Source organism: Streptomyces sp. NPDC021356 (assembly GCF_040641015.1).
In the GTDB taxonomy this organism is placed as follows: domain Bacteria; phylum Actinomycetota; class Actinomycetes; order Streptomycetales; family Streptomycetaceae; genus Streptomyces.
This window is the reverse complement of record NZ_JBFACU010000036.1, coordinates 59,195-79,863: the sequence shown is the minus strand read 5'-3', so window position 1 is coordinate 79,863 and position 20,669 is coordinate 59,195. Positions and strand designations below refer to the sequence as shown.

Genomic DNA, 20,669 nt, shown 5'->3' with positions numbered 1-20,669 from the left:
CCTGGGGCTATGCTCGGGGGAGCAACATCGCCCGGGCCCTTAGCTCAATTGGCAGAGCAGTGGACTTTTAATCCATTGGTTGTGGGTTCGAGTCCCACAGGGCCTACCGGTTGGACCCCAGCTCAGAGCGTCAATGAGCTGGGGTCCTGTCCGTTTTGACCAGGCGTCATGATCGTTTGCTGGCCCGTAGCTGGCCCGAGAGTCGAGCAAACAAGAGAGGGCCCGCAGCAGTCGCAACTGCTGCGGGCCCTGCGGTAGAAGAGCGGTCGCCCCGCCAGGAACGACCGCTCTCCCGCCTCCAGCGTCCTCTCCGGGGCACCGCCTGCCCCTGTACGCCTTCGGCGGGCTCACGCCCCCGGCTTCCAAGATCACAAAAAGCGGAATACATTCCGCAGACAACATGATCTTGCTGCATCGAGCGTTTGTCGAGTGCGCGCCCTACCCGATGACGACGCCTGGCTGCCCGAGCTGTACCGGGTCGTCGGGGATCGTCTGCGTGCCGCGCGGGAGCAGCAGAACTTGACCCAGGACGACGTCTGGCAGGCGGCGAGGGTCGACCGGCGGACGGTGCAGCACGCGGAGCAAGGACGCCCGATGACCCTCGCCACCGTGGCGCGCATCGCTTGGGTCCTGGAAGTCCCCCTCGCAGACCTGGTACGTGACTGAGTGGCTGCCTCCGACGGGGGTGACGGAGGCAGCCACTCTCCCCGGTCCCGGCAAGCCGTCCTGCCGAGACCGGGAGTTCAGAGGCGCGTGCCCACGGCGAGCCGGTCGTTGCCCGCCAGCTGAGGGATCGCGCGCATGAGGATCGCCAGGTGACGCTCGTCCAGGTCTCCCGCAGTGGCCAGGGTGTACGAGCCGATGCCGACCATGCCCAGGACGAGACCGAGGAAGTCCCGTTGCCGTTCGTCCAGTCCGAGGGTGTACAACCTGCCCTGCAGCCGGTCCCAGTCGCAGACCGGAGCGCCGTTCTCCTCCACCACCAGGATCGAGCGGACGTCGTCGCGGGCGAGGATGGTCTCCTCTTCGACGAGGGCCTGCGTCGCTGCGCGGCGGCGCGGGCTCTTCGCGGACTGCAGCAGGAGCGTGCCCAGGGGCACCTCGACGTCGTCTGTGGTCTCGGGGGTGGCGTCGGTGATCGTCATGCTGGGGCCTCCGTAGGCAGTCGGCGCCCGCCAGGGCCAAACGCTGCGGCCACCACGACGGGATCGTTGAGTCGGCCCGTGCCGTCCGGGGCCACGAGCCAGAACAGGCCTTTCAGTTCCTCCCCCACGGGCGGGCAGTGCAGGACCCAGCCCGCAGGGTGCACCCTCAGCGACCGGACGTCCTCCAGCTCGACCTCGGCGTCAGTGGGGACCAGCCACCACAGGCGGTCGCCATCAGGGTCGGCGACGATGGGGCCTCGCTGTTCCTCACGGATCCGGCTGGCGGCCGGCCACCCCCTGGAGAGGCGGGATTCGGCAACGAGCCACCGGCTTCCAGACATGAGCGGGATGGGGAGGCCGGCGGCCCAGATCCGCTGGGCGAGGTCCGGGCGCTCGGTGGAGTTGGCGAGCCACGAGTTCCCAGTCGCGCGCAGGGCCGCGGGCTTTACGGAGAGGGCCATGACCTGCACGTTAGGCCGTGCAATTGCATGAGCGCGCGACGATTGCGCTGGATTGCACGGTCAGTTGCCCGGGTTGCCGGGCTTGCTTCAGGCGAGGTCGAGGGAGGCCCGTGCGCGGCCGATCAGGCGGCGCGCCGGCGCCCCGTACTCGGCGGACTCGGCCAGCCAGTCGAACGCCCGCTCGTACAGCTCGACATCCTCGTCGCCGGTCAGCCACAGCTCCTCGCTGATCGTTTCGACGATGACGAGGCGGCGGTCGTAGATCCAGAACGCGTGCGCTGGTGTCCGGCGCAGCTGGGCGCTGAAGGGGATGATGCCGAGTTCGATGCGGCGCTGCCCGGCGAGGCCGTAGAGGCGGTCGAGCTGCTCGGCCATGACGTCGACCGGGCACGGTCGGTGATACAGGGCAGCCTCGCAGAGGATGAACCGGAAGCTCTTGCCCGGGTTGTACAGGGCCTCCTGGCGGCGCATCCGTTTCTCGACGGCGGCGTCCGTCGTCGGGGGGATCTGCCGGAAGGCCGCGTTGGCGTCGAAGATGTGCCGGGCGTACTCCGGGGTCTGGAACAGGCCCGGTACCCGGGAGATCTCCAGGCCTCGGATCAGCTTCGTGGCCTCGGTCTGGCGGACCGCGATTTCCTGCCGCCCACGGTGGCCGCCGGCCAGCTGTCGCCGCCAGGTGCGGTGCCGCTGCTTCATGTCCAGTGTGGCAAGTAGCCCGTGCAGCTCGGCCTCGACGTCCGGGCGGCTAACCGCGCGGGCCCAGGCGGTCAGGTCCTCGCGGCTGGGTGTCTGCTTGCCGTTCTGCAGGCGGGAGACCTTGGACGTCTGCCAGCCGAGAGCCGCGGCGAGTGCCTTCCCTTCCAGGGCTGCCTCGGCGCGCAACTCGCGCAGGCGCGCGCCGAGAGCCTCCCGGGCGGTCTGGAAGTCGGTGGTCACACGGTGGAAGCTACCCGCTTCACGGCCTCCTGCGTAGGCACAGCGTGGTGCCAGGCGGCGTCGCGGGCCTGGCAGGCGGCGAGGACCTCGGCCGGGTCTTCGGTGACGTACACGCCGAGGGTGGTGTCGGCCTCGTCGAACGCGAACCGCGCGAGGATGCGGGAGTCGAACAGCCAGAAGTCGAAGTCCGGCAGACGCAGCTGCTCGGCCTGCGCGCGAGTGAGGTAGCGGATGTCTTCCCCGGCCGCCACGTTGCTCGGCGCGCTGGCGAGAAGGAACTGCTGGCCGTCCGTGGCCGGTTCGTCGATGAGCCGTACCCGCTCGAACCGCTTCCCGGCCGCCGTCTGCTCGGCCACGTTCTGCCGCCAGGGGTTTGCGGGCTCGGCGGCGATGTCCTCGCCGGCCTGCCAGCGGGTCCACTTCTCGCTGCGGCGGTCGGTGGCGTAGCCGCGGCGCGTCTCCAGCCGCCAGGCGGTGTGCCGGAACTCGCGGAAGAGGTGAGCGACCGAGGAGAACGGCTGCAGCTCGGGCGCGGCCGCGCGGGGTGCGTACCGGGTGAGGAGGGCGCGCGGTACGCGGACGAACGTCTCGCTGGGCTTCACGTCGCGCAGCTGCACCAGGTGCTCGGGGTCGGTCTCGCGGTCGCCCTGGACGAGGATCTCGTCGGTTTCGGGGATCTCGTACAGGGTGGGGCAGTCGCCGTCGTCGCTGGTGGTGCCGAGGTACCTGAGCGTCATGCCGTCCTCCATCGCTGCTGGTTGGGGATCCAGGATGCGCGCGGCTGCGCGGGCGCGGGGCAGGATTGCAGCAGATTGTGCGGTCTCGGTGGGGCGTGGGGATTGCGCGCAAGCGGGCATGACGAAGCGGCCCCGCCCTCCCCGGCGTGGGGGAGGGCGGGGCCGCGGGTTACGACTGCCAGGGGGTCAGGTCGAGTTCAAGCGGTGGTTCGGGCGCCGGCCCGGCCGGAGTGTTCGGGCCCACACGGCGGGCCCACCGGTGCAGGTCCAGGTAGGCGCGAGTGAGCAGCTTCCGCTGCGTGCGCTCTTCCTTCACCTCCCGGTCGAGGCGTTCCGTGATCGCCATGAAGTCCGAGCGCCGGTTCGTTGCCCGGCTCTGGGTCCACGACAGCAGCCCCACCACCAGGGCGACCGCGCCGCCGACCAGTGCCCCCACATCCATCAGCGTCTCGCCTTTCTCAGGTGCGGCGGGGGCGGGTCGTCCATGCCGGAGACCAGGACCACGCCGATCGTGAATGCCCCCCACCCGCAGGCGCTCCCCACGGCCGCCGGGTAGGTGGTCGCTGCGGCCACCGCGAACGATCCGGCCCACAGCCCGGCAGGGACGGCGAGCGCCGCGAACCCGGCGGCCTGCACGCGCGGACAGTTCACGACCAGCCCGGACAGCAGCGCCAGCACGCCGAGGACGACCCACATCCAGCCGAGCACCGTGAGCGGTACCCGCTGGGTGAGGCTGGCCAGGCTACGAGCGGTGCCGTAGCGGGGATCCCCCAGGATGCCGAGGCCCCCGTACCCCGCCCACCCGGCGCCGAGGGTGACGAGGAAGGCGCGGCGGCGGGAGACCACCGGGCGCCGCGCCGTCGCGCCCCACATCAGACGCCCGGTGCGGTGCTCGCGCTGTTCTTCTGGCCGATGGCCCGGGCGGCGATGCCCTTGACGAGGGTGATCGCGGCGGCGAGCCCGGCGGTGCCGGCGCCCTGCCAGAAGGACAGGTGCAGCATGTCGGCCGGGCCTCCGGCGAGCGCGACCGCGCCGGCCGCGCCGAGGAACGTCCAGATGGTGCGCTCGGCGAGGTCGCGGGCGTAGGTCTCGGCGGTCTTCACGACGGTCTGCGCGTCGGGCACGTGTATCTCGGACACGGTCAGGCCCCCTTCACGGTGACGAGCTTCTGGACGAGCGCGGTGAGCGTGGCGACTTCCTTGCGGAGCGTCTCCACCTCGGCGCGGGTGCCGCGCAGGTAGGCGTAGGCGTCGGATGGGTCCTGCTTGCCGTTCGCGGTCTTGCCCTTGTAGGCCCAGACGTCGATGGCCTGCATGTCGTCCTCCTTGGACGGGGTGTTGGTGGGTGCGCCCGGGGTCCAGGACGCGGGGTGTGCGAGGCGGGCGGCGACGTCCTTGCGGAAGTCGGCCATGTCGAAGGCGGCCGGGTCGGGCTTCCAGTCGGACCATTCCTTGTGGCCGATCACGCTCTTCTCGGTCCAGCCGTGCGCACGGCAGATGGCCGCCGCCCAACGGACCGCGGCGTCGTACTGGACGGCCGGCCACGCGGTGCCGGTGCCGCGGTCTGAGCACTCCAGGCCGTAGAAGCGGGCGTTTCCGTCGACGGCGCCGGGGCTGCCCTCGTGCTTGTGCGGGGCGGGCGGGCGGGCGCCGTAGCTCTCATCGATGACGGCCTGGAGCACGCTGCCGTCGCCGCCACCAGCGTGGTTGGCGCGGCCGCAGCCGGTGAAGGTGGTCGTGCCGTCCTTGGCCAGATAGGCGTGGGCGTCCGGGCCGGGCAGGTCGGCGCGTCCCTCCCAGACGATCTGGCCGTCCGAGGGCGCGGTGCCGCCGGTGTGGTGGATGATCACGCCGTGCACCGGGCCCCATCCGTCCCCGCGCGAGCCGCGGTTGTGGGTGCGCCAGCCGGGATGCTCGACCAGGCGCAGGCCCTCGGCGCGCAGCGCGGCCAGCATCTGGTCGGCGGTCAGCGGGGTAGCCATCAGATGTTCTCCGATCCGGCGCGCGCGATCGCCGCGTTCGCCCAGAACATGACCTCTTCCAGCTTCGTCACGGCGAGCGCCTTCTCCCGGCCCTCGGGCACGGTCGAGTCGATGCATCCGGCGAGCTGGGTGCACTGCTCGCGCACGGATGAGTGCGCCTCGGCAACGGCTGCGGTGCGCGGCGGGTGGTAGTTGAAGCGGTGGGCGAGTTCGGCGGAGTCCATGGGCGGCCTTCCGTTCGGGGGCATAGAGAAAGCCCCGGCCGGATGGCGCGGGGCGTGCAGGTGGGGTGAGGTCAGGCGGGCACGATGTCGGTGACGTACTGCTCGCACTGGGCGCAGACCGCCCGGTAGGTCGGGGGCTCCACGTTGGGGTACATGGGCACCTGGTAGGTGACGTCGGCCACGGGGCAGCCCTCGGTGTGGCAGGTCACGAGCATGTTTACGGGCTGGGGCTCTTCGTAGGGCGGGGGCTGTTCGGGCATCAGGCTTTCCTTCCTATGACCATCCAGCTGACCGAGGTTGCGGCCGCGCTGGTGCGGGTTACCCAGACGGTTGCCGAGGTGGCCGACATGCTGGAGATTGCGACACCGGTGATCTGGGTTCCCGGTGCTGAGCCGTTGTACGTGGCGAGACCGTCGAAGGTGTCGCCCTTCACGTTCAGGCCGGTCACGGCGACCGATGTCGGCGTATTGGCCGCCGCGTTGATGGTGGCTCGCCCCCAGGCCATGTTGCCGGGGGTAAGCATGCCGCCGACCACGCTCGTCTGGTCGCCATTGGCGCCGAGGACTGTCAGTCCTCCGGCGACCACCGTGAGGTCGCCTTGGACCGTCGCGTGCTGGCTTCCGTCCGGGTAGGTGTCGGTATGAAATCCGCCGATGCTGGCAGACCGGGAGCCGTCCGTAGACGTGCTGAGGGAGATGGTCTGCGGGGCAGCGCCGTCGACTGAGGGAGCACCGATGATGACGTAGGCCGATGTGACGCCTGCATCTGTCTGAACGTTGCTCAGGATGTAGCCGGGGGCGGTCTCTCTGCCGTTCCCGGAGTACAGCTTGATCTGGTTGTCCGTGCCCACCACGATCCGTTGGCCGGCGGCCGACGTCTGCACGGTGCTGCCCGTGACGGAGCCGCCGCTGATCGCGCTGCCCGTGATGTTGCCGGTGAACGCTGCTGATCCGTCGGCGGAGTCGAAACGGATGACGAGCTGGCCGCTGCTGTTGTAGACGCGCAGCCCGTCCGCGTTCAGCTCCACACGAGCGCCAGCAGGGTTGCCTGCCACCAGGCGGGTCACCAGCTGCAGGATGGCCTCCAGCTTGTCCGCCTTGACGGATCCGGCCCTGATGGCCGGCGCGGTGACACTGCCGTCAACCAGGTTGATCGTGTCGACGCTGCCCGTCTTCAGCGCCTCGACCGAGACGGCATCGATCTGCATGGTTCCGGTGTTCCCCGAGGTGCCGGAACCGAAGTTCAGGTAGAGGATCGGGCTGACGAACCGGACAAGGTCCTGCAGGACGCCCGGGCTGCGCGGGTCGGGTGCAGTGCCGCCAGTCCCCGTGGCTGCCCGGCCTCGCACGTAGCCGGTGTACACGGTCCAGCCGCTGCCGTTGGGCAGGGGCGCGTTGGAGGCGGCCACGTAGTGCTGGCTGGTGAAGGCTGCCGCCCCGGTGCGGTTGACCAGTGTCACGCCATCAGCGGCGACGCCCAGCAGGCCGACGTACACGGTGTCTGTGCCCGACACAGATGCAGCGGTGGTGCGAACCCTGGCGGAGATCCGGTACAGGGTGTCCGGGTCGTAGGGGATCTGGACGGTGCCGCGGGCCACGGTGTACCCGGTGGCCTGGGCGACGGTCTTCCCGGTGGGGGCGTCGGTGACGCCGGTCAGGAAGTCCCAGCTGGACCCGGTGGCGGTGGCGAGCACCTTCCACGCGGTCGGGTCGGCCATGGCGTCGACGTACCGCTGCGAGGCGAGGTCGAATGCCGGGCCGCCCAGGGCGCCGAGCCCGACCGATCCGGTCGACAGGTCCACCCCGCCCACCTGGAGGGGGGTGGCCGACGTCTGCGCGGACGGGGCGCTGGCGTTGCCGCTGCTGTTCACCGCGACCAGGACCACGTAATGGGTCTGGTAGGGCAGGGGGGTGACGGGCAGCATGCCGCCGTCGCCGGAGCGGGTGATCGTCCCGGCGAAGGTGGCGGCGTTCGGCGTGAAGCCGCTGGTGGTGGAGACGTGGACGGCGACGTGGTCGAAGTCGGCGGGCAGCGGGCCGCTGTCCGCCAGGCCGCCGTTCCATGCGACCCGCAGGCCGCCGATGGAGGGGGTGACAAGCGGCGGGGTCGGGGCGGTCGGCGCGGGGCCGCCCTCGGCGACCAGGCCGAGGGTGCCGTCCGGCTGGATACCGATCGCCCCGCGGCGGGTGACGCCGTCGCCGTCGTACACGGTGATCGCCGTGCCGGTGAGGCTGGAGTGCTCGAGGCGGCGCGAGGCCCGCAGCTCGGTGACCGCCCGTTCCAGGGCCTGGATACGGCGGGCGAGGCTGGTGGCGTCGGGCGGCAGCTGGTCGAGGGGTCGTGGCATGTCACTCCTGTACAAGGATCGGGCGGACGCGGTCCGTTGAGGGGTCCAGCTCCCACGACCAGCAGCGGGCGACGACGTCCGCTCCGGCCGGGTGCCGGCGGGATTGCTCGATGGCGAGGTGGACGGTGTCGCCCAGGCCCCAGTCGACGCCGAGGCGCGGAGCCTGCGAGGCCACGGCCTCCATGGTCCACACCTGGGCGCCCTGGGCCATCAGCCCGAGGGATGCGACGGCGTGCGCGAGCAGCTGGTCGGGGTCGGTGACTCCGCTGGACGGGGTGAAGCGGTACTCCCACACCGGCCAGCCGCCTGCGATCAGTGCGGTGGCCTCCTGCGGCGGCGACGTCAGCCGCGCGGCGCCCTCGCCCTCACCGCGGGCGATGATCCGGTTGGCGCCCTTGCCCTGCTCGTAGGACTCGCTGAGCGTGTAGGTGGCCACGCAGCCCGGATAGTCGAACACCGCGTCCGGCGATGCGGCCTGGAAACCGATCTGCTTGCGCACCCGCAGCGGGAAGACGAACCCGTTGTGGCCGGCGTTCCAGGCCACGTCGATCGTCCACTCCGGTCCGCCGTCCAGGCTCATGACCTCGTTGAGGCACGACAGGATCGTCTTGTCGTCGCTGTCGCTGGTCAGGTAGTCCATGGCCGTGCCGGTGGCCACGGAGTCGATGACGAGGGGTGGCCCGCCCGTCAGCGCGGGCGCAGCCAGCGCCGCGATGACGCTGGCCTGGTCTGCGCGGATCAGGCTCTGGGTGCCCGGGTAGCGGGCGTCGAGGTAGGCCTCCAGGGTGGCCGCGCCAAGCCGCACCGTGCCGGCGGTGCCACCCTCGCGCAGGATCAACCCGCCGGCCCACAGCGGGGTGTCGGTGGCGGTGTCGACCGCGACGAGCAGGGACCGGCCGGGCGCGGTGGCCTCCTCCCATTCGTCGGTGGCGCCGTCCAGGGCCAGGTCGCCCTGGAGGGTGGTGGAGGCGCCCAGCTTGCGGGACAGGGCGCCGGTCGGCTTGAGGGCCGGCAGGTCCTCGACGATGCCGCCGGTGCGCAGGTCGCAGCCGTACCAGGCCAGCGTGAGGGGGGCGCCAATCACGAGATCGGGTACCGGACGCCGTTGAAGCTCACCCACGGCGGCCGGATGGCCGGTTGCGCGTAGCTGTCGCCGACGAAGCTGGTCAGACCGGCGATGCTGGCAGTCCCGTCCGACGCGAAATCACACCGCACGCTCAGCACCACGGGGGGCTGCGCGGCGCAGGCCACCGGAACGGCCCGAGGGGACGGAGGCCGGAAGGTCGCGGCGAGGGGAGAGGCGAGGAACGCGCCGCCGTTCGGGACGAGGCTGTTCAGGTAGGTGATGCTGAGGCCGCCGCGCCACTCCATGTACTTGGTGCCCTCGACCGTCACCAGCCGGTACTGCACGTTCCCGTTGCTGTTGCCGTTGTGGCCGAAGCTGGTGCCCAGGCTCGCCGTCGTCCAGCCGGTGTTCACTACCTTCTGGTAGGTGTCCCAGCTGCTGCCGTTCCAGCGCAGCAGGTCGGTGCCGTTGTCGTAGAACTGCCCGACGTAGGGCGTGGCCGGCGCGGTGGCCGACGGCAGGATGCCGCCCGGGGCGACCGTGAACGGCATGACCGCCTGTGACACCGACGCTGATCCACCGCCGGACGGGGGCACGGTGATCTGGGCGAGCGGAATGTAGATCTGCGTACCGGCCGGGATCGGGGCGACCGGCGACGATCCCGGGGTGCCGGCCAGGTACACGGCGTCGGCAATGTTCTGGCCGGAGGCGTCGACCATGTTGTCCCACACCCGCAGATACACCAGGTCGATACGGGACAGGGTGGCGTGCGGCGCGGTCAAGGTCAGGTTCGTGGACGCGGCCAGGCACGCCCGGTAGGCGCCCTGGCCGCTCTGGTACTGGAGGACCGCGACCCCGGCCGCCACGGTGATCGTGTTGCCCGCCAGCGTGACCTTGAGGCCGCCGCCCGGGCGGACACCGGCCCGCACGCCGAGCGCGGTCCCGTCGTGCATGGCCGTGAGGATGTCCCCGCGGCGCATGCTCAGCCCGGTGTAGCTGAGGCCGTCGATCCATTTCGGCAGAGCGTCCGGCATGGCGGAGCCCCCCTTACATCCAGGCTGACCGCCAGGTGGCGGTCAGCGTCGCGGTCGAGTTGTAGGCGGTGGACTGGAAGAAGAACGTCAGAGCCGACTTGGCCGGGATGGTCGGCCAGCCGGACGGCACGGTCAGGAAGCGCCGGCGCGACGCGGTGCCGTTCAAGGTGACCGTGTGCGCGTCGGTGTCGATGACCAGCGCATCCCCGGCGATCAGGTCCTGCGCGTAGGTCATGATGCGCACGCTGCCGTCGGGCATCTGCGCCTGGACCACGGGGGCGACCACGGGCCCGGTGATGGTCAGGACCGGGCGCGTCTCGAAGCCGCCGGTGTTGACGGCGTCGATCTGCCCGGCGACCTGGACCGCCGACAGCAGCCACGGCGTGGCCGCGGGCAGCGTCAGACCTCCGGACACGACGGGCAGGCCCGTGGTCCGCGACTGCAGATCGGTGCCGTACCGGCGCGGGTCGGCAGCCGTCACCTGCAAGGAGAACTCCAGCACGGTCCCGGTCAGCCGCTGCACGAGCGGCTTGCCCGAGCGCCGCACGACGAGCTGCTTCGGGATCGTCTCGTTCACCATCAGCACGGTGTCGGTGAGCGCGGCCGCGGACAGCAGCCGCTCGAACGCCTCATCCGCCGACGCCCGGTTCGGGGCGAACACCTTCCCCGCGAGCGTGACGACACGCTCGGAGAGGTAGGCGGGGGAGGGCCACGCCCCATGGTCCGCCTCGCGCTGCGCGAGATCCATGCGGGTCTCCGGGCCCTCCCACCCGTCAAGGGTCGCGCAATGCCAGTGCACGCCCGCCTGGTCGACCTGCCCGAACACGATGTCGCCGAGCTGCACCAGGTGCTCGGTGAACTGATAGCCCGCCACGAGCCCAGCCACAGTCCGCTCCTCTCTGTCAGGCGATGAAGGCCATGTGCCGCACGATGTCGGCAGCCTGCTCGGCTGAGTTCTGCTCGGCGCCGTTCAGCGTCACCGACCGGTTGTTCGTGGTGTTGTGCACGACGGTCATCCCGCCCCCGCCACGAACCGGCGACAGGTGATAGCCGAAGGTGCCGGCGACCGCACTGAGCAGGGCAGTGGAGCGGGCCCGGTTGCCTGCCCCGAGCGGGATGTACGCCTCCCCGCCCGTCCCCCGCTCACCGGCCAGGACCGTGTAGGAGGAGTCGGGCAGGATCCCGCCGCGGGCCATCGCGACGTGCTGACCCCTGAGCTGGTCCACGAAGTGCCCCGACCCCGCCACCCCCTTGATCTCCTGGGCGATCTTCGGGGCGAGAGCCCGGATCGTCGCCCAGTCCAGACCGGCCGCGATCACGTCCGCGATGCCCGCGCCCGGCTTGGCGCGCAGTACACCGAGCAGGGTCATCGCGTTCGTGAGGTCCTCAGAGGACAGCAGCGCCGCATTGGTCTTCGCGGCCTTGTCCGCCGCCGCGGCGGCACCCTGGTTCTTCACGGCCGCCGCGGCGACCGCCTGCGCGGCGTCGTCGCCCTGGGCGGCCAGCTGCGCCGCCAGGTCGCCGTACCCCATCGACGCCAGCTTCAGCAGGTTCTTCTGGAAGTCACCGCCCGCCTTGTTCGCGTTGGTCAGCTGCTTGGTGTAGTCCGCCAGCGTCGCCTTCGCCGTCGGCGCGAGCGCCTTGAGGTTGTTGACGATGTCGGTGAACGACTTCCCCGACGCCTTGGCGAGGGCCGCGACCAGGTCCTTGCCGTCCTCGCCCATCCCCCGCAAGGTCTCCTCGACGTCGGCGCCGGCGCGCCGCCCGATGCTCGCGAGGTTCTTCTCCCAGGCGTCGCTCTGCTTCCTCGTCTCGGCGAGCTGCTTGGCGTAGGAGGCCAGACTGAATCCCGACGGCGCCTTCGTCCCGGCCTTCAGCCCCAGCCCGTGGTCTGCGGCATCCCGCTCCTTGCGCGCCGACGTGACGTTGGCGGTGGCCTTCTTCGCCGCGTCCTTCGCGTCCGCGGTCTTCTTCGCCGCCGCCTTGTCCGACTTGGCCGCGTTGTACCGGGCGTCCGCCAGCTGCTTCTCGGCGGCGGCGAGCTGCTTCGCCGTGTGCTTGCCCCTGCGGACCTCGTCGAGGTGCTTCTCGGCCGCTGCGACCTTCCGCGCGTTGTCCTTCGCGGTCTGGGACTGCTTGGCCTGCGCGTCCTTGACCGCCTTGGTCTTGTCCGCCGCCGCCTGCAGAGCGCTGTTGAGCTTGTCCCAGGCGTCCTTCAGCCGCTGGACGGCCGCGTCGTAGTGCGCCATCCCCGCGCCCGCACCGAACCCCGTGGACGCCTGAGCAGGCGTGTACGTGAACCCACCGGACGCGAACGAGGTGATCCCGCCGGCCGCGTACTTCTCCAGCCGGTACCCGAACCTTCTGGCGACCTCCTCCAGGAGCTTGGTGGACCGGCCCCGCTTGGCCGGAGCCAGCGGCAGGTAGGCCTCGCCTCCGGTCTCCGGCTCCGCCCACACCCGCATCGCCCCGGCCGGCGCGATCTGCGCAACGTGCTCCTCGCGCATGCCACCGTCGGCGTAGAAGTCGAGCACGTTGCCGTCGGCGTTCTTCGTGATACCCGGGATGGACGGACCGGTCTCCACCTTTTTGTAGTACTCGGTGGTGTAGACGCCGATACCGAGCGTCCTGCCCGACATGTTGTTGATGGCGCCCTGGATGTAGCCGATGGCACTCAGGGGCGGGCCGGTCGGGATGGTGACGGACACCGTCCCGTCCTTCATGTGCGTGACCTTGAAGCCCAGACCCTTGAGAGCCTGCTCGGCGCCGCCGGTGAGCGCCGACATGGTGACCGACCGCCCCTTGGTGCGGGCGATCTTGGTCTGCAGCGTCTCCAGATCGGTGAGGGCCGCCTGCGTCCGGGCGGACACGACGACCTGCTTGCCGGGGAGCTTCTTCGCGATCAGGGCGTCCAGGTCAGCCGCCGCCTTGGCGGTGGGCGCGGTGATCTCCACCTGTCGGCCACCGGGCAGCTTCTCGATCTTGAAGCCCAGATCGGTGAGCTGCTTGATCGCTTGTTCGTCCTGCAGCGATACCCGGATCTTCGAGTCCTTCGGCATGTGCCCGGCCAGGCCCTGGACGTACAGCAGTTCCTTCTGGGTCTGGTCCAGGCCCGGTGTGTCCAGCGTGATCGCCAAGCTGCTGGGGATGAACCCCATCGTGTTGGCCAGCTCCATGGCCTGCTCGCTGGTCAGCCCGAAGTGCTTACCGGCCTCGACCGCGGCCTTCCACGCCGACTCCATGTGCTTCTCGGCCTTGGCCAGTGCCGGGCCCGCTGCCTCATCGTTGGCCCGCGCCAGGTCATACGTCTTCTGCGCTGCCCCCGCCGCACCGGAGTTGAGCTGCTGGAGCCGGTCAAACAGGGTCCGACCGTTCTCTGTGGTCGTGTTGAGGCTGCCGTCGACTGAGATCAGCGACCGGCTCAGGTCATCGAGGTCCTTGCCGAACCCCTTGTTGTGGTCTACGCCTCCTGACCATGTGTCCTTGAGCGCGGCCATCTGCTCGTTCATGCCCGCGACCGCGGCCTGAACCTCCAGCTCGCCGCCCGCGAGCAGGTTCAACGCATCGTGCAACGCACGGGCCTTGGTGTCTGCGTCCGCACTCGACTTCGCGAGAGTGGCGATGGCCTCCTTCAGCCGGCCGGTCGGGTTGGTGGCGTCCAGGGCCGCGTCGCCGCTGCCCCTGGTGGCAGCCGCCAGCTCCTTGTTGTTCCGGATCGCATCGGGGACTTCACCTGAGAGTCCGGCGATCGCGTCGGCTGCCCGGGCTGCGGCCAGGCCCTCCTCATCCCAGCCCTGCACGTATGACGTACCGGCAGCAGAAGCCTTCACGTGCGCGTCGGCTGTCGCCAGCAGCTTCTGCCGCAGCTTCTCCACGCCGCCGGACTGGCCGGTGTAGGCGTCGGTGAGCTGCGTGAGGCTGACCCCGGCGTCCCGCATGACGTCGACCAGCTTGGTCTTGCCGTCCCGCAGCTTGGCGTCCTGCAGGGCCTGCGCGGCGAGCGCGCGGACGTTGCCGTTGATCGCGCCGTTGGAGTCGTGCAGGGCCTTGGTGAGGTCCGAGACGCGCTGCTGGTGCGCTGCTGCCGCGGCGGCGGCCTGCTGCTGCCGCTTGGCCAGCCACGCCAGGCCGATCATGGCCCCGGCCATCGCGACGCCCCACGGGCCGCCGAGGAACCCGACCAGGCTCTTCATCCCGGACAGGGCGCCGGATCCGGCTGCCGCGCCGATGCCGCCGAGTACGGACCGGAACCCGACGGCCCGGCCGCCCGCGGCCTGGATCTGCCCGGCCGTCGACCGGAAGGCATTGCCCATGCGGGCGATCGCCGGGGAGCGCCGCTCGAGCTCGGCCATCAGGCCGCCGAACCGGCCCAGGTCCCGTCCGGCGCCGGCGGCCAGCACCCGCTGATAGAGGACCGCGTCGCCCACGCCACGGAAGGCGTTGATGCCGGCGCGGCCGTAGGCGGTCACGCTCGTGCGCAGACCGTCGATGGGGCCCCGGGCGGCGCGCATCGCCAGCATGGACAGCAGCGCGAGCTGGACCGGGCCAGGCAGGCTCCCGAAGGCCTTGCCCAGGCCGCCGACGAGCGAGGCCAGCGGGCCGAGGACATCGGTGACATGGGCGACGGTCCCGATCGTGGCGCCCAGGACGCCCCCAAGGAGGCCCAGCGCGCCCGTGCCGGACTGGACAGAGGAGACGACCGCGGCCAGACCGTCGACCAGCGGGCTCACGGCGTGGCCCATGTTCTGCAGCACGGTCCACACCCCGTACAGGGCGCCCGCCACGACAGGAGCGACAGCGGCCAGGCCGGTCTTGAGGACGGTGAGCAGCGGGTCGACCATCTTTCCGGCCTGACGGCGCACCCGGCCGGCCGCGTCGGCGAGCTTGGCCTCGACGGTCGGACCGTAGACGGCCCACAGGGCCCCGGCGACCTGCACGCCGCGCTTCACGTAGGGGATGCCGGCCGCGACGGAGCTGGCCATGCCCCGGGTGATCCGCTCCAGGACCGGGGAGACCCCCATGTACGCCTGGAGGAAGAAGCCCTTGAGCTGTGCGCCCATGGTGCGCATGGCGCCGCCCAGGCCCTTGGACTCGGCGGCCGCGATGTCGGCGGCGCCGCCTGCGCGGCTGATCTGGTTGTAGAGGAGTTCGTAGGCCTTCGCGCCCTGGTGCGCGAGCGCGGTCGCGCCGGAGAGGGCGGGCTTGCCGAACGCGAGCGCCGCGGCCGACGTGAATTCCTTCTGGGAGAGGTGGTGGTGGGCGTCGGCCAGGCGGTCGACGACGTAGGCCATGCCCTTGAACTTGCCGCTGGTGTCGAAGGCCTCGATGCCGAGCGTCTTCAGGCCCTGCTTGGCCTGCCGCGTGGGCGCGGCCATCCGGGCGAGCATGCCGCGCAGGGTCGTGCCGGCGGTCTCGCCGATGATGCCGGACTTGCCGAGCAGGCCGACGGCGGTGGCGGTCTCCTGGATGGAGACGCCCATGGAGTGCGCGGTGGGGCCGACGTACTTCATGGCGTAGTACAGGTCGATCAGCTCACCGCTGGAGTTGTTGACCGTGTTCGCCAGGGTGTCCGCGACGATGGTCGCCTGGGAGCCCTTCATGGCGAACTGGTCCATGATGTCGCCCTCGATGCGGGCGGCCATGGACACCTCGGTCCGCGCGGCGGCGGCCAGCTGCAGGGTGCCGCGCGCCGCCTTCATCGAGTCCGCTGCGGACAGGCCGGCCTTGGCCAGCTCGGTCATGGCCTCGGCGGCCTCGGCCGATGTCACGGCCGGGAGCCGGATGTCCGTGCCGAGGGCCTGTGCCTCGCGGCCGGCCGCCCGCATCTCCGCACCGGACGCCCGGGTGACCTCGCCGAACTTGAACAGGGCAGAGCTGTACTCGTTGCCCTCGTGGACGATGTCCGCCAGGCCGTAGATGATCGCGCCGCCCGCGAGCATCATGCCCAGGCTCCGCACCGGCGCCAGCAGCGCCGAGGTCGCCGAGGCGGCGGACGAGAGGCCGGAGCGGGCTGCGGACCCGATCCGGCCGAACACGCCCGGTAGCCCCGACGCCGTGGTGGTGACGCCGGTCAGGCCCCGCCGGGCCGCTCCCGCCGCCGTGGTGGTGTCCCGCAGCCCGGCCGCACCGCCACGCGCGCCGGTACCGACCGTGGCCAGCCCGCGGCGGGCCCCGACTGACGCCGTCGTCAGGCCGCGAACCCCGGCACCGGCCAGGGCGGCCTGTCGGCCGAACCCGGAGACCTGCCCGGCTGCCGCCCGCAGGGCGCCGAACCCGGCCAGATCGGCCACGACCCGGACTCGCACGGTGCGTTCCGCCACGACGGATCACCCCCCTGTTGAGTTGTTGTGCTGGTCAGTCGCCCAGGAGCGGCCGCCGGCCGGTGTGGACGACGGTCATCTTGTGGCCGGACAGGTCCGCGCCCTCACGCTCAGACGCGGACTTCTCCGCCCGCTCCTTGGCCTGGCAGGCGAAGCATGTGATCTTGCGGGGCTCGTACTCGTTGGCCTCGTCCAGCGAATCCGACAGCAGATGCCCGCAGCCGCGGCATGTCTCGTCCTGCAGGCGCTGCCACTCGATCGCCAGGAGGGTGTCCTCCTGGGTCCACTCCGGCTCGCCCGGCGCCCGCACCCGGCCCATGAACACCGAGTATGGGATCCCCCGGGGCGCGCAGTAGCTCAGCTGAGCCCGAAGCTCTCCAGAACTTCGGAGGCGAGCCCGGATTTTGGGCCGGGGTCGGTCACCCCGAGCTGCACCGTGAGCGCCGTCGACCACAGCTGGTTGAGCTGGCCGTCATTCAGCTGCTCCCAGAACGCCATGAACTCCTCGTCCGAGGCGACGACGGGTTCGAGCATCTGATGCCGTACCAGCATCGGCGCGAACGCGTCCGGGTCGAACGCGGGCTCGCCCGCCGCCTCCCCGCGCGCCTCGGCCAGCTTCGCGGCCTGCTCGATCTGCGCCTCGGTCGGCGGACACTTGGCCCGCAGCTGCTGGTAGGTGCGGTGCGCGACGGCCTGGAGCACGAACACCACCTTCGAGGCCTCCGCGCGCTCCTCCAGCTCGCGCAGATGCCGGGCGATCGCCGGAGCCGTATCGGACTCGTTGTGCAGCTCGTCGTACTCCCGCGCACGCCGGAGGGCCTCCTCCGTGTCCGCGATCTGCGACGCGGTCTCGGCGTCCAGGTACAGCGGCACCCGCTCGCGCGGTCGCTGGATCCGGGCGGTCACGTCCGCCAGGCTCAGAGCCCCGGCCGCCGGAGCGGCGGGGGCCTGGCCGGGCTGGAACGTCTCGGGGATGGTCACGGTCAGCTCCCCGCCGCCACGACGGCGTCCTGCGCCGGCTCGCCGGTGATGGCCAGGGACGCGGTGAACTTGGCCGTCTCGTTGTCGCCGGTGTCGGCCATCGCACGGGAGATGACGGTGACCGGGTACACCTCGACCCGGTCGGCCGCCTTGGCCGGGCCCAGCTTCGTGCCCAGGCCGGTCGTGGCGTCCTGGCCGAGTCCGGAGCGGGCCACGATGAGGAAGCCGGCGGTGTCCTGGGTCAGGGTCGTCCACGCCAGGTCGGTGGTGGACTTGGAGTCGCGGTGCGCGGTGAGTTCCGCCGCGTCGCCACCGTAGGTGCCCGGCGCGGTCTTGTTGAACCGCGAGCCGATGTCGGCGGCGTCGATCGTGTTACCCGAGGACGGGGTCTTCAGGCCGTCGCGGGTGACGTAGTCGGAGAGGTTCACCCCGGCGGTGATCTCCGCGATGGACGGTGCCTTCGGGTTGACGACGGTCGGCGCGAAGATGATCGCGATCCGGCCAGTGCTGCCAAAGCGGGCCATGGTCAGGCCTCCTTGCTGTCAGTGGCCACGCGGGCCGAAGGGTTGTTCTTGCGGGGGGACTTCGCGGTGGTGCTGGCCTCGACCCAGCCGAGGCCGCTCCACACGACCTCGAACTGCAGGCGGGGAACCCGGACCGGATCGGCGTCCGGCAGACCGGGGTGGGACATGACGATGTGGTCCGTGTCGGACACGGCTCCTCCAGGTCAGGCAGGGGTCAGGTAGTAGCGGTAGACGTCGACCCGGAACCACGTTGTGCTCTCGGGTGCGGTCGGATCGGTGGTGGGCTCGGTCGTCGTTGCCGTCCCCGTGACGTACACGGCGGCCTGCTGCCAGGCGCAGCCGTCCGGCGCCGGCATCGGCCCGAGCGCGACCCGGTCCGCCAGCTCGGCGACCTGGTCGGCAGCCCGGCGGGACGGCCCCACCGAGGTGATCTGCAGCTCCGGCTGCCGGTCGGCGTTCGGATCGCCGATGCTGCCCTCGCCGCGCATCACCTGCCGCGGCCTCACGACGACGTACCGGCCGGTGAGCGGGCCACCCGCGTTGCGGGGCTGCCCGTCACCGACCGCGAGCCCCGCATCCTCCAGCGCGGCGATCAGCCGGTCCGTGACGTTCACCGGAACGCCTGCCACACGGCGACCTCGATGCCGTGCACCAGGTCGTCGGCGTTCTCGTCGAGCGCCGGCCCCAGGTGCGGGATCGGCGCGTTGTGGATGGACCCGTACTCGATCAGGTTGCCCAGCGGGCCCTGCGCGCGGCCCTTGTCCGGGCCGATCTCCGCCTCCGGGCCCGCCGCCCCCCGAGAGGCCGTGTACGTGATCGAGGACGGGTAGGCGGGCAGGTGCGGGCGGCCGGAGATCCGCTGCGCGGCGCTCCGCTTGACCTTCCCCGCGGTCACCGCCACGGCGGTGGTCGCGTTCCGCTCCATCTGCACGATGGCACGCAGCAGCGCGGCGGCTGACTCCTGCGCGCCGGTGACGATGACGGTCATCTGCTCACCTCCGTACACCACATGCGACGTGCGGTGATGTGCGTGCCCCGGTCGAAGTTCCTGAGCATCAGCCGAAGCCCGGCTATGGACGGGTCCTGGGAGGCGGTGACGGTGAGCCGCATCCCCGCGCGGAGCGTCTCGGGCCCGATGGGGATGCTGACCTTGTACTGCCAGGTCTGGGCTGCCGCGTTGACCGAGGGGTTGATCGCGGCCGTCGTTGCTGGCTTCACCCTGCACGGTCCGTCGTAGACCACGACCGGGTTGGTGACGTCCTGGCCGTCGTCGGTGGTGGTCACCACGCCGGTGTCCTCGATGAGGCAGCGGTCCGTCATCAGTGCGACGGCAGCGTCCTGGCCGCGTGCGGAGGAGGCGGCCGCGCTCACTCGCCACCGCCCAGGACGATGCTGAACGCGCCACCCGTCCACGGGCGCAGCTCGGCGGCCTCCGCCTCCGACAGGTACAGCTCGCCGGTCGAGCGGGACGAGTCGACCGTGTAGCTGTAGTCGTCGATCGACTCCTGCCGCTTGCCGTCCGGGTTGGACAGCACGCGCAGGACCATCGAGCAGCAGACCTTAGTGGAGACGTCCGTGGGCGCCGTCGCGTACTGCGGGAACCGCTTCACGATCAGGGCCGTGGCGTCCTTGAGCCAGGCGGCGGCCCGGCGCTCCTCGGCCGCTGTCAGATCCCGGCCCAGCCGGTCTGCGAGATCGGTGAGGGTCGCCAGGTTCACCGCCGCCCCCTTACTTGTCGTCGCCGGTGCCGTCGCCCTTGGCAGCGGCCTTGGCCTCGCTGACCTCGTAGTCCTCGGGCAGGGCGCGCAGCCGCTTCAGGACCGCAGCGTCGGTCGTCTCGAACTCCCCGCCGACGAACTGGGCCCAGATGCCCTTGTCGTCCTGCAGCGTCAGGCCCGTGTACTTCGGGCTCGTGAACTTCGCCATGACGGCGTCTCCTTACGTGAGGTCCTTGATGAGGCCGTGGTAGGACTCGGGCCCGTACTCCAGGCCGACCTCGCCGTACAGCTGCCACTTCTCCGACGCGCCGGTCTTGGCGAGCGGCTCGGCGAAAAGCAGGCCCTTGCCGGGGATCTCCAGCCACACCGGCGCGCACACGGACAGGTCGACGATGGCGAGCTGCCCGGCCGGCATCCACCGGTTGAGCATCACGCCGAAAGTTCCGAAATCCGTGACCAGCGTGTCCACGGCGACGCCACCGACGTTGCGGGTCATCGTCGGCTGGTTCAGGGAACCGGTGCCGTACAGGTTCGACAGCGCGACCTTCTGACCCGGGCCCGTCATGAAGACGGTGGTGTCCTGCGGCAGCCGGGCCCCGTTGCCGTACATCGCCGACAGCTGGGCGTCCACGATGGCCTTCGAGAGCGCGCGGCCGGTTCCACCGTTGGCGTTCACGTTCGTCGTGATCGCCGTGAGCAGACCGCGGGTCTTGCGCGCGGTCGCGTTGTTCGCCGGCTTCACGTAGGCACCGGTCAGGAACGACAGCTCGACGTCCACGGCCATGGCCTCCAGCTCGGCCGTGATCTGCGTGGTCAGCTCGTCGTTGACCGGGTTGTCGTCCGAGCCGATGTTGATGCCGGAGTACATGCCGGTCGCGGCCTGCCGGGTGTAGGACACCTCGACGGCGGACTGGTGGATCTCCACCACGTTCGTGACGTTGGACCGGGCCCGGGCCACGCCGGTCGGCGCGGTGTTGCCCTCGACGACGACGTTGTTCGCCGTGCTGGAGCGGCGGTCGACGGTCTGCCACTCGAACTCGACGGACTTGGTCCGCTTCCCGCCGGACAGGCCGCCGATCGCGGCGAGGAACGGGGTCTCGGTCGGGGTGACCTTGTACAGGTCACCGTGATAGTTCGGCAGGTTGTAGGTCGTACCCTGCCCGCTGACTGCGGTCATGGCCGCTCCTTTCTCGGG

The 20,669-nt window shown here is 70.9% G+C and carries 26 protein-coding genes and 1 tRNA gene; 2 read left to right on the top strand and 25 right to left on the bottom strand.

From position 1 onward, the window contains the following. Positions 1–33: 33 nt before the first annotated feature. Both AB0G56_RS34490 and AB0G56_RS34485 read left to right on the top strand, forming a co-directional pair. Positions 34–106, top strand: a tRNA-Lys gene (locus AB0G56_RS34490). Positions 107–429: 323 nt separating this feature from the next. After that, on the top strand, positions 430–666 hold the full coding sequence (locus AB0G56_RS34485; protein WP_360977643.1) for a helix-turn-helix transcriptional regulator: 237 nt from the start codon (positions 430–432) through the stop codon (positions 664–666). Positions 667–743: 77 nt separating this feature from the next. Here the strand turns inward: AB0G56_RS34485 and AB0G56_RS34480 are convergent, their stop codons facing one another. From AB0G56_RS34480 to AB0G56_RS34360, 25 genes are all read right to left on the bottom strand, one after another. Continuing rightward, positions 744–1,145 (bottom strand): hypothetical protein, encoded by a 402-nt coding sequence (locus tag AB0G56_RS34480; RefSeq protein ID WP_360977640.1) that lies wholly within the window; start codon positions 1,143–1,145, stop codon positions 744–746. Further along, a complete protein-coding gene (locus AB0G56_RS34475) occupies positions 1,142–1,606 on the bottom strand; it encodes a hypothetical protein (protein ID WP_360977637.1) in 465 nt (154 codons plus the stop codon). Before AB0G56_RS34475 ends, AB0G56_RS34480 begins: the two co-directional genes overlap by 4 nt. A gap of 87 nt (positions 1,607–1,693) precedes the next feature. Continuing rightward, positions 1,694–2,542 (bottom strand): helix-turn-helix transcriptional regulator, encoded by an 849-nt coding sequence (locus AB0G56_RS34470; RefSeq protein ID WP_360977634.1) that lies wholly within the window; start codon positions 2,540–2,542, stop codon positions 1,694–1,696. Beyond that, positions 2,539–3,279 (bottom strand): DUF6879 family protein, encoded by a 741-nt coding sequence (locus AB0G56_RS34465; protein ID WP_360977631.1) that lies wholly within the window; start codon positions 3,277–3,279, stop codon positions 2,539–2,541. The genes AB0G56_RS34470 and AB0G56_RS34465 overlap by 4 nt, the downstream gene beginning before the upstream one ends. A gap of 169 nt (positions 3,280–3,448) precedes the next feature. Continuing rightward, positions 3,449–3,721 (bottom strand): hypothetical protein, encoded by a 273-nt coding sequence (locus AB0G56_RS34460; RefSeq protein WP_360977628.1) that lies wholly within the window; start codon positions 3,719–3,721, stop codon positions 3,449–3,451. Beyond that, positions 3,721–4,152 (bottom strand): hypothetical protein, encoded by a 432-nt coding sequence (locus AB0G56_RS34455; protein WP_360977625.1) that lies wholly within the window; start codon positions 4,150–4,152, stop codon positions 3,721–3,723. Before AB0G56_RS34455 ends, AB0G56_RS34460 begins: the two co-directional genes overlap by 1 nt. After that, positions 4,152–4,418 (bottom strand): hypothetical protein, encoded by a 267-nt coding sequence (locus AB0G56_RS34450; RefSeq protein WP_360977622.1) that lies wholly within the window; start codon positions 4,416–4,418, stop codon positions 4,152–4,154. Before AB0G56_RS34450 ends, AB0G56_RS34455 begins: the two co-directional genes overlap by 1 nt. Before the next feature lie 2 nt (positions 4,419–4,420). Next, the gene (locus AB0G56_RS34445) at positions 4,421–5,260 is read right to left on the bottom strand and encodes a peptidoglycan recognition family protein (protein WP_360977620.1); all 840 of its coding nucleotides are present in this window, start codon (positions 5,258–5,260) and stop codon (positions 4,421–4,423) included. Beyond that, complete coding sequence (locus tag AB0G56_RS34440) at positions 5,260–5,484, bottom strand: hypothetical protein (RefSeq protein WP_360977617.1); 225 nt, start codon at positions 5,482–5,484, stop codon at positions 5,260–5,262. The genes AB0G56_RS34445 and AB0G56_RS34440 overlap by 1 nt, the downstream gene beginning before the upstream one ends. A 71-nt stretch (positions 5,485–5,555) precedes the next feature. After that, positions 5,556–5,744 (bottom strand): hypothetical protein, encoded by a 189-nt coding sequence (locus AB0G56_RS34435; RefSeq protein WP_360977614.1) that lies wholly within the window; start codon positions 5,742–5,744, stop codon positions 5,556–5,558. Further along, positions 5,744–7,831 carry a hypothetical protein gene (locus tag AB0G56_RS34430; RefSeq protein ID WP_360977611.1) on the bottom strand — a complete coding sequence of 696 codons (2,088 nt, stop codon included), beginning with the start codon at positions 7,829–7,831 and terminating at the stop codon, positions 5,744–5,746. The genes AB0G56_RS34435 and AB0G56_RS34430 overlap by 1 nt, the downstream gene beginning before the upstream one ends. Position 7,832: 1 nt before the next feature. Next, positions 7,833–8,915 (bottom strand): hypothetical protein, encoded by a 1,083-nt coding sequence (locus AB0G56_RS34425; RefSeq protein WP_360977608.1) that lies wholly within the window; start codon positions 8,913–8,915, stop codon positions 7,833–7,835. Continuing rightward, positions 8,912–9,931 (bottom strand): hypothetical protein, encoded by a 1,020-nt coding sequence (locus AB0G56_RS34420; protein ID WP_360977605.1) that lies wholly within the window; start codon positions 9,929–9,931, stop codon positions 8,912–8,914. Before AB0G56_RS34420 ends, AB0G56_RS34425 begins: the two co-directional genes overlap by 4 nt. 13 nt (positions 9,932–9,944) lie before the next feature. Next, complete coding sequence (locus AB0G56_RS34415) at positions 9,945–10,817, bottom strand: hypothetical protein (RefSeq protein WP_360977602.1); 873 nt, start codon at positions 10,815–10,817, stop codon at positions 9,945–9,947. A 16-nt stretch (positions 10,818–10,833) separates the two neighbouring features. Further along, positions 10,834–16,251 carry a phage tail tape measure protein gene (locus AB0G56_RS34410; RefSeq protein ID WP_360977599.1) on the bottom strand — a complete coding sequence of 1,806 codons (5,418 nt, stop codon included), beginning with the start codon at positions 16,249–16,251 and terminating at the stop codon, positions 10,834–10,836. A 34-nt stretch (positions 16,252–16,285) separates the two neighbouring features. Continuing rightward, positions 16,286–16,570, bottom strand: a complete 285-nt coding sequence (locus AB0G56_RS34405; protein ID WP_360977596.1) for a hypothetical protein — start codon at positions 16,568–16,570, stop codon at positions 16,286–16,288. Positions 16,571–16,608: 38 nt separating this feature from the next. Then, on the bottom strand, positions 16,609–17,232 hold the full coding sequence (locus AB0G56_RS34400; RefSeq protein ID WP_360977593.1) for a hypothetical protein: 624 nt from the start codon (positions 17,230–17,232) through the stop codon (positions 16,609–16,611). Positions 17,233–17,234: 2 nt separating this feature from the next. Further along, entirely contained in the window at positions 17,235–17,756 is a 522-nt protein-coding gene (locus AB0G56_RS34395) for a hypothetical protein (protein WP_360977590.1), read from the bottom strand. Positions 17,757–17,758: 2 nt separating this feature from the next. Then, a complete protein-coding gene (locus AB0G56_RS34390; protein WP_360977587.1) occupies positions 17,759–17,947 on the bottom strand; it encodes a hypothetical protein in 189 nt (62 codons plus the stop codon). 12 nt (positions 17,948–17,959) lie between these two features. Next, on the bottom strand, positions 17,960–18,385 hold the full coding sequence (locus AB0G56_RS34385) for a hypothetical protein (RefSeq protein WP_360977584.1): 426 nt from the start codon (positions 18,383–18,385) through the stop codon (positions 17,960–17,962). Continuing rightward, complete coding sequence (locus tag AB0G56_RS34380; protein ID WP_360977582.1) at positions 18,367–18,744, bottom strand: hypothetical protein; 378 nt, start codon at positions 18,742–18,744, stop codon at positions 18,367–18,369. Before AB0G56_RS34380 ends, AB0G56_RS34385 begins: the two co-directional genes overlap by 19 nt. Next, complete coding sequence (locus tag AB0G56_RS34375) at positions 18,741–19,127, bottom strand: DUF6093 family protein (RefSeq protein ID WP_360977579.1); 387 nt, start codon at positions 19,125–19,127, stop codon at positions 18,741–18,743. Before AB0G56_RS34375 ends, AB0G56_RS34380 begins: the two co-directional genes overlap by 4 nt. Further along, entirely contained in the window at positions 19,124–19,474 is a 351-nt protein-coding gene (locus AB0G56_RS34370) for a hypothetical protein (protein WP_360977576.1), read from the bottom strand. The genes AB0G56_RS34375 and AB0G56_RS34370 overlap by 4 nt, the downstream gene beginning before the upstream one ends. Before the next feature lie 10 nt (positions 19,475–19,484). Beyond that, positions 19,485–19,682 (bottom strand): hypothetical protein, encoded by a 198-nt coding sequence (locus AB0G56_RS34365; RefSeq protein ID WP_360977573.1) that lies wholly within the window; start codon positions 19,680–19,682, stop codon positions 19,485–19,487. A 12-nt stretch (positions 19,683–19,694) separates the two neighbouring features. Further along, positions 19,695–20,651 carry a DUF5309 family protein gene (locus tag AB0G56_RS34360; RefSeq protein WP_360977570.1) on the bottom strand — a complete coding sequence of 319 codons (957 nt, stop codon included), beginning with the start codon at positions 20,649–20,651 and terminating at the stop codon, positions 19,695–19,697. Positions 20,652–20,669: the final 18 nt, after the last annotated feature.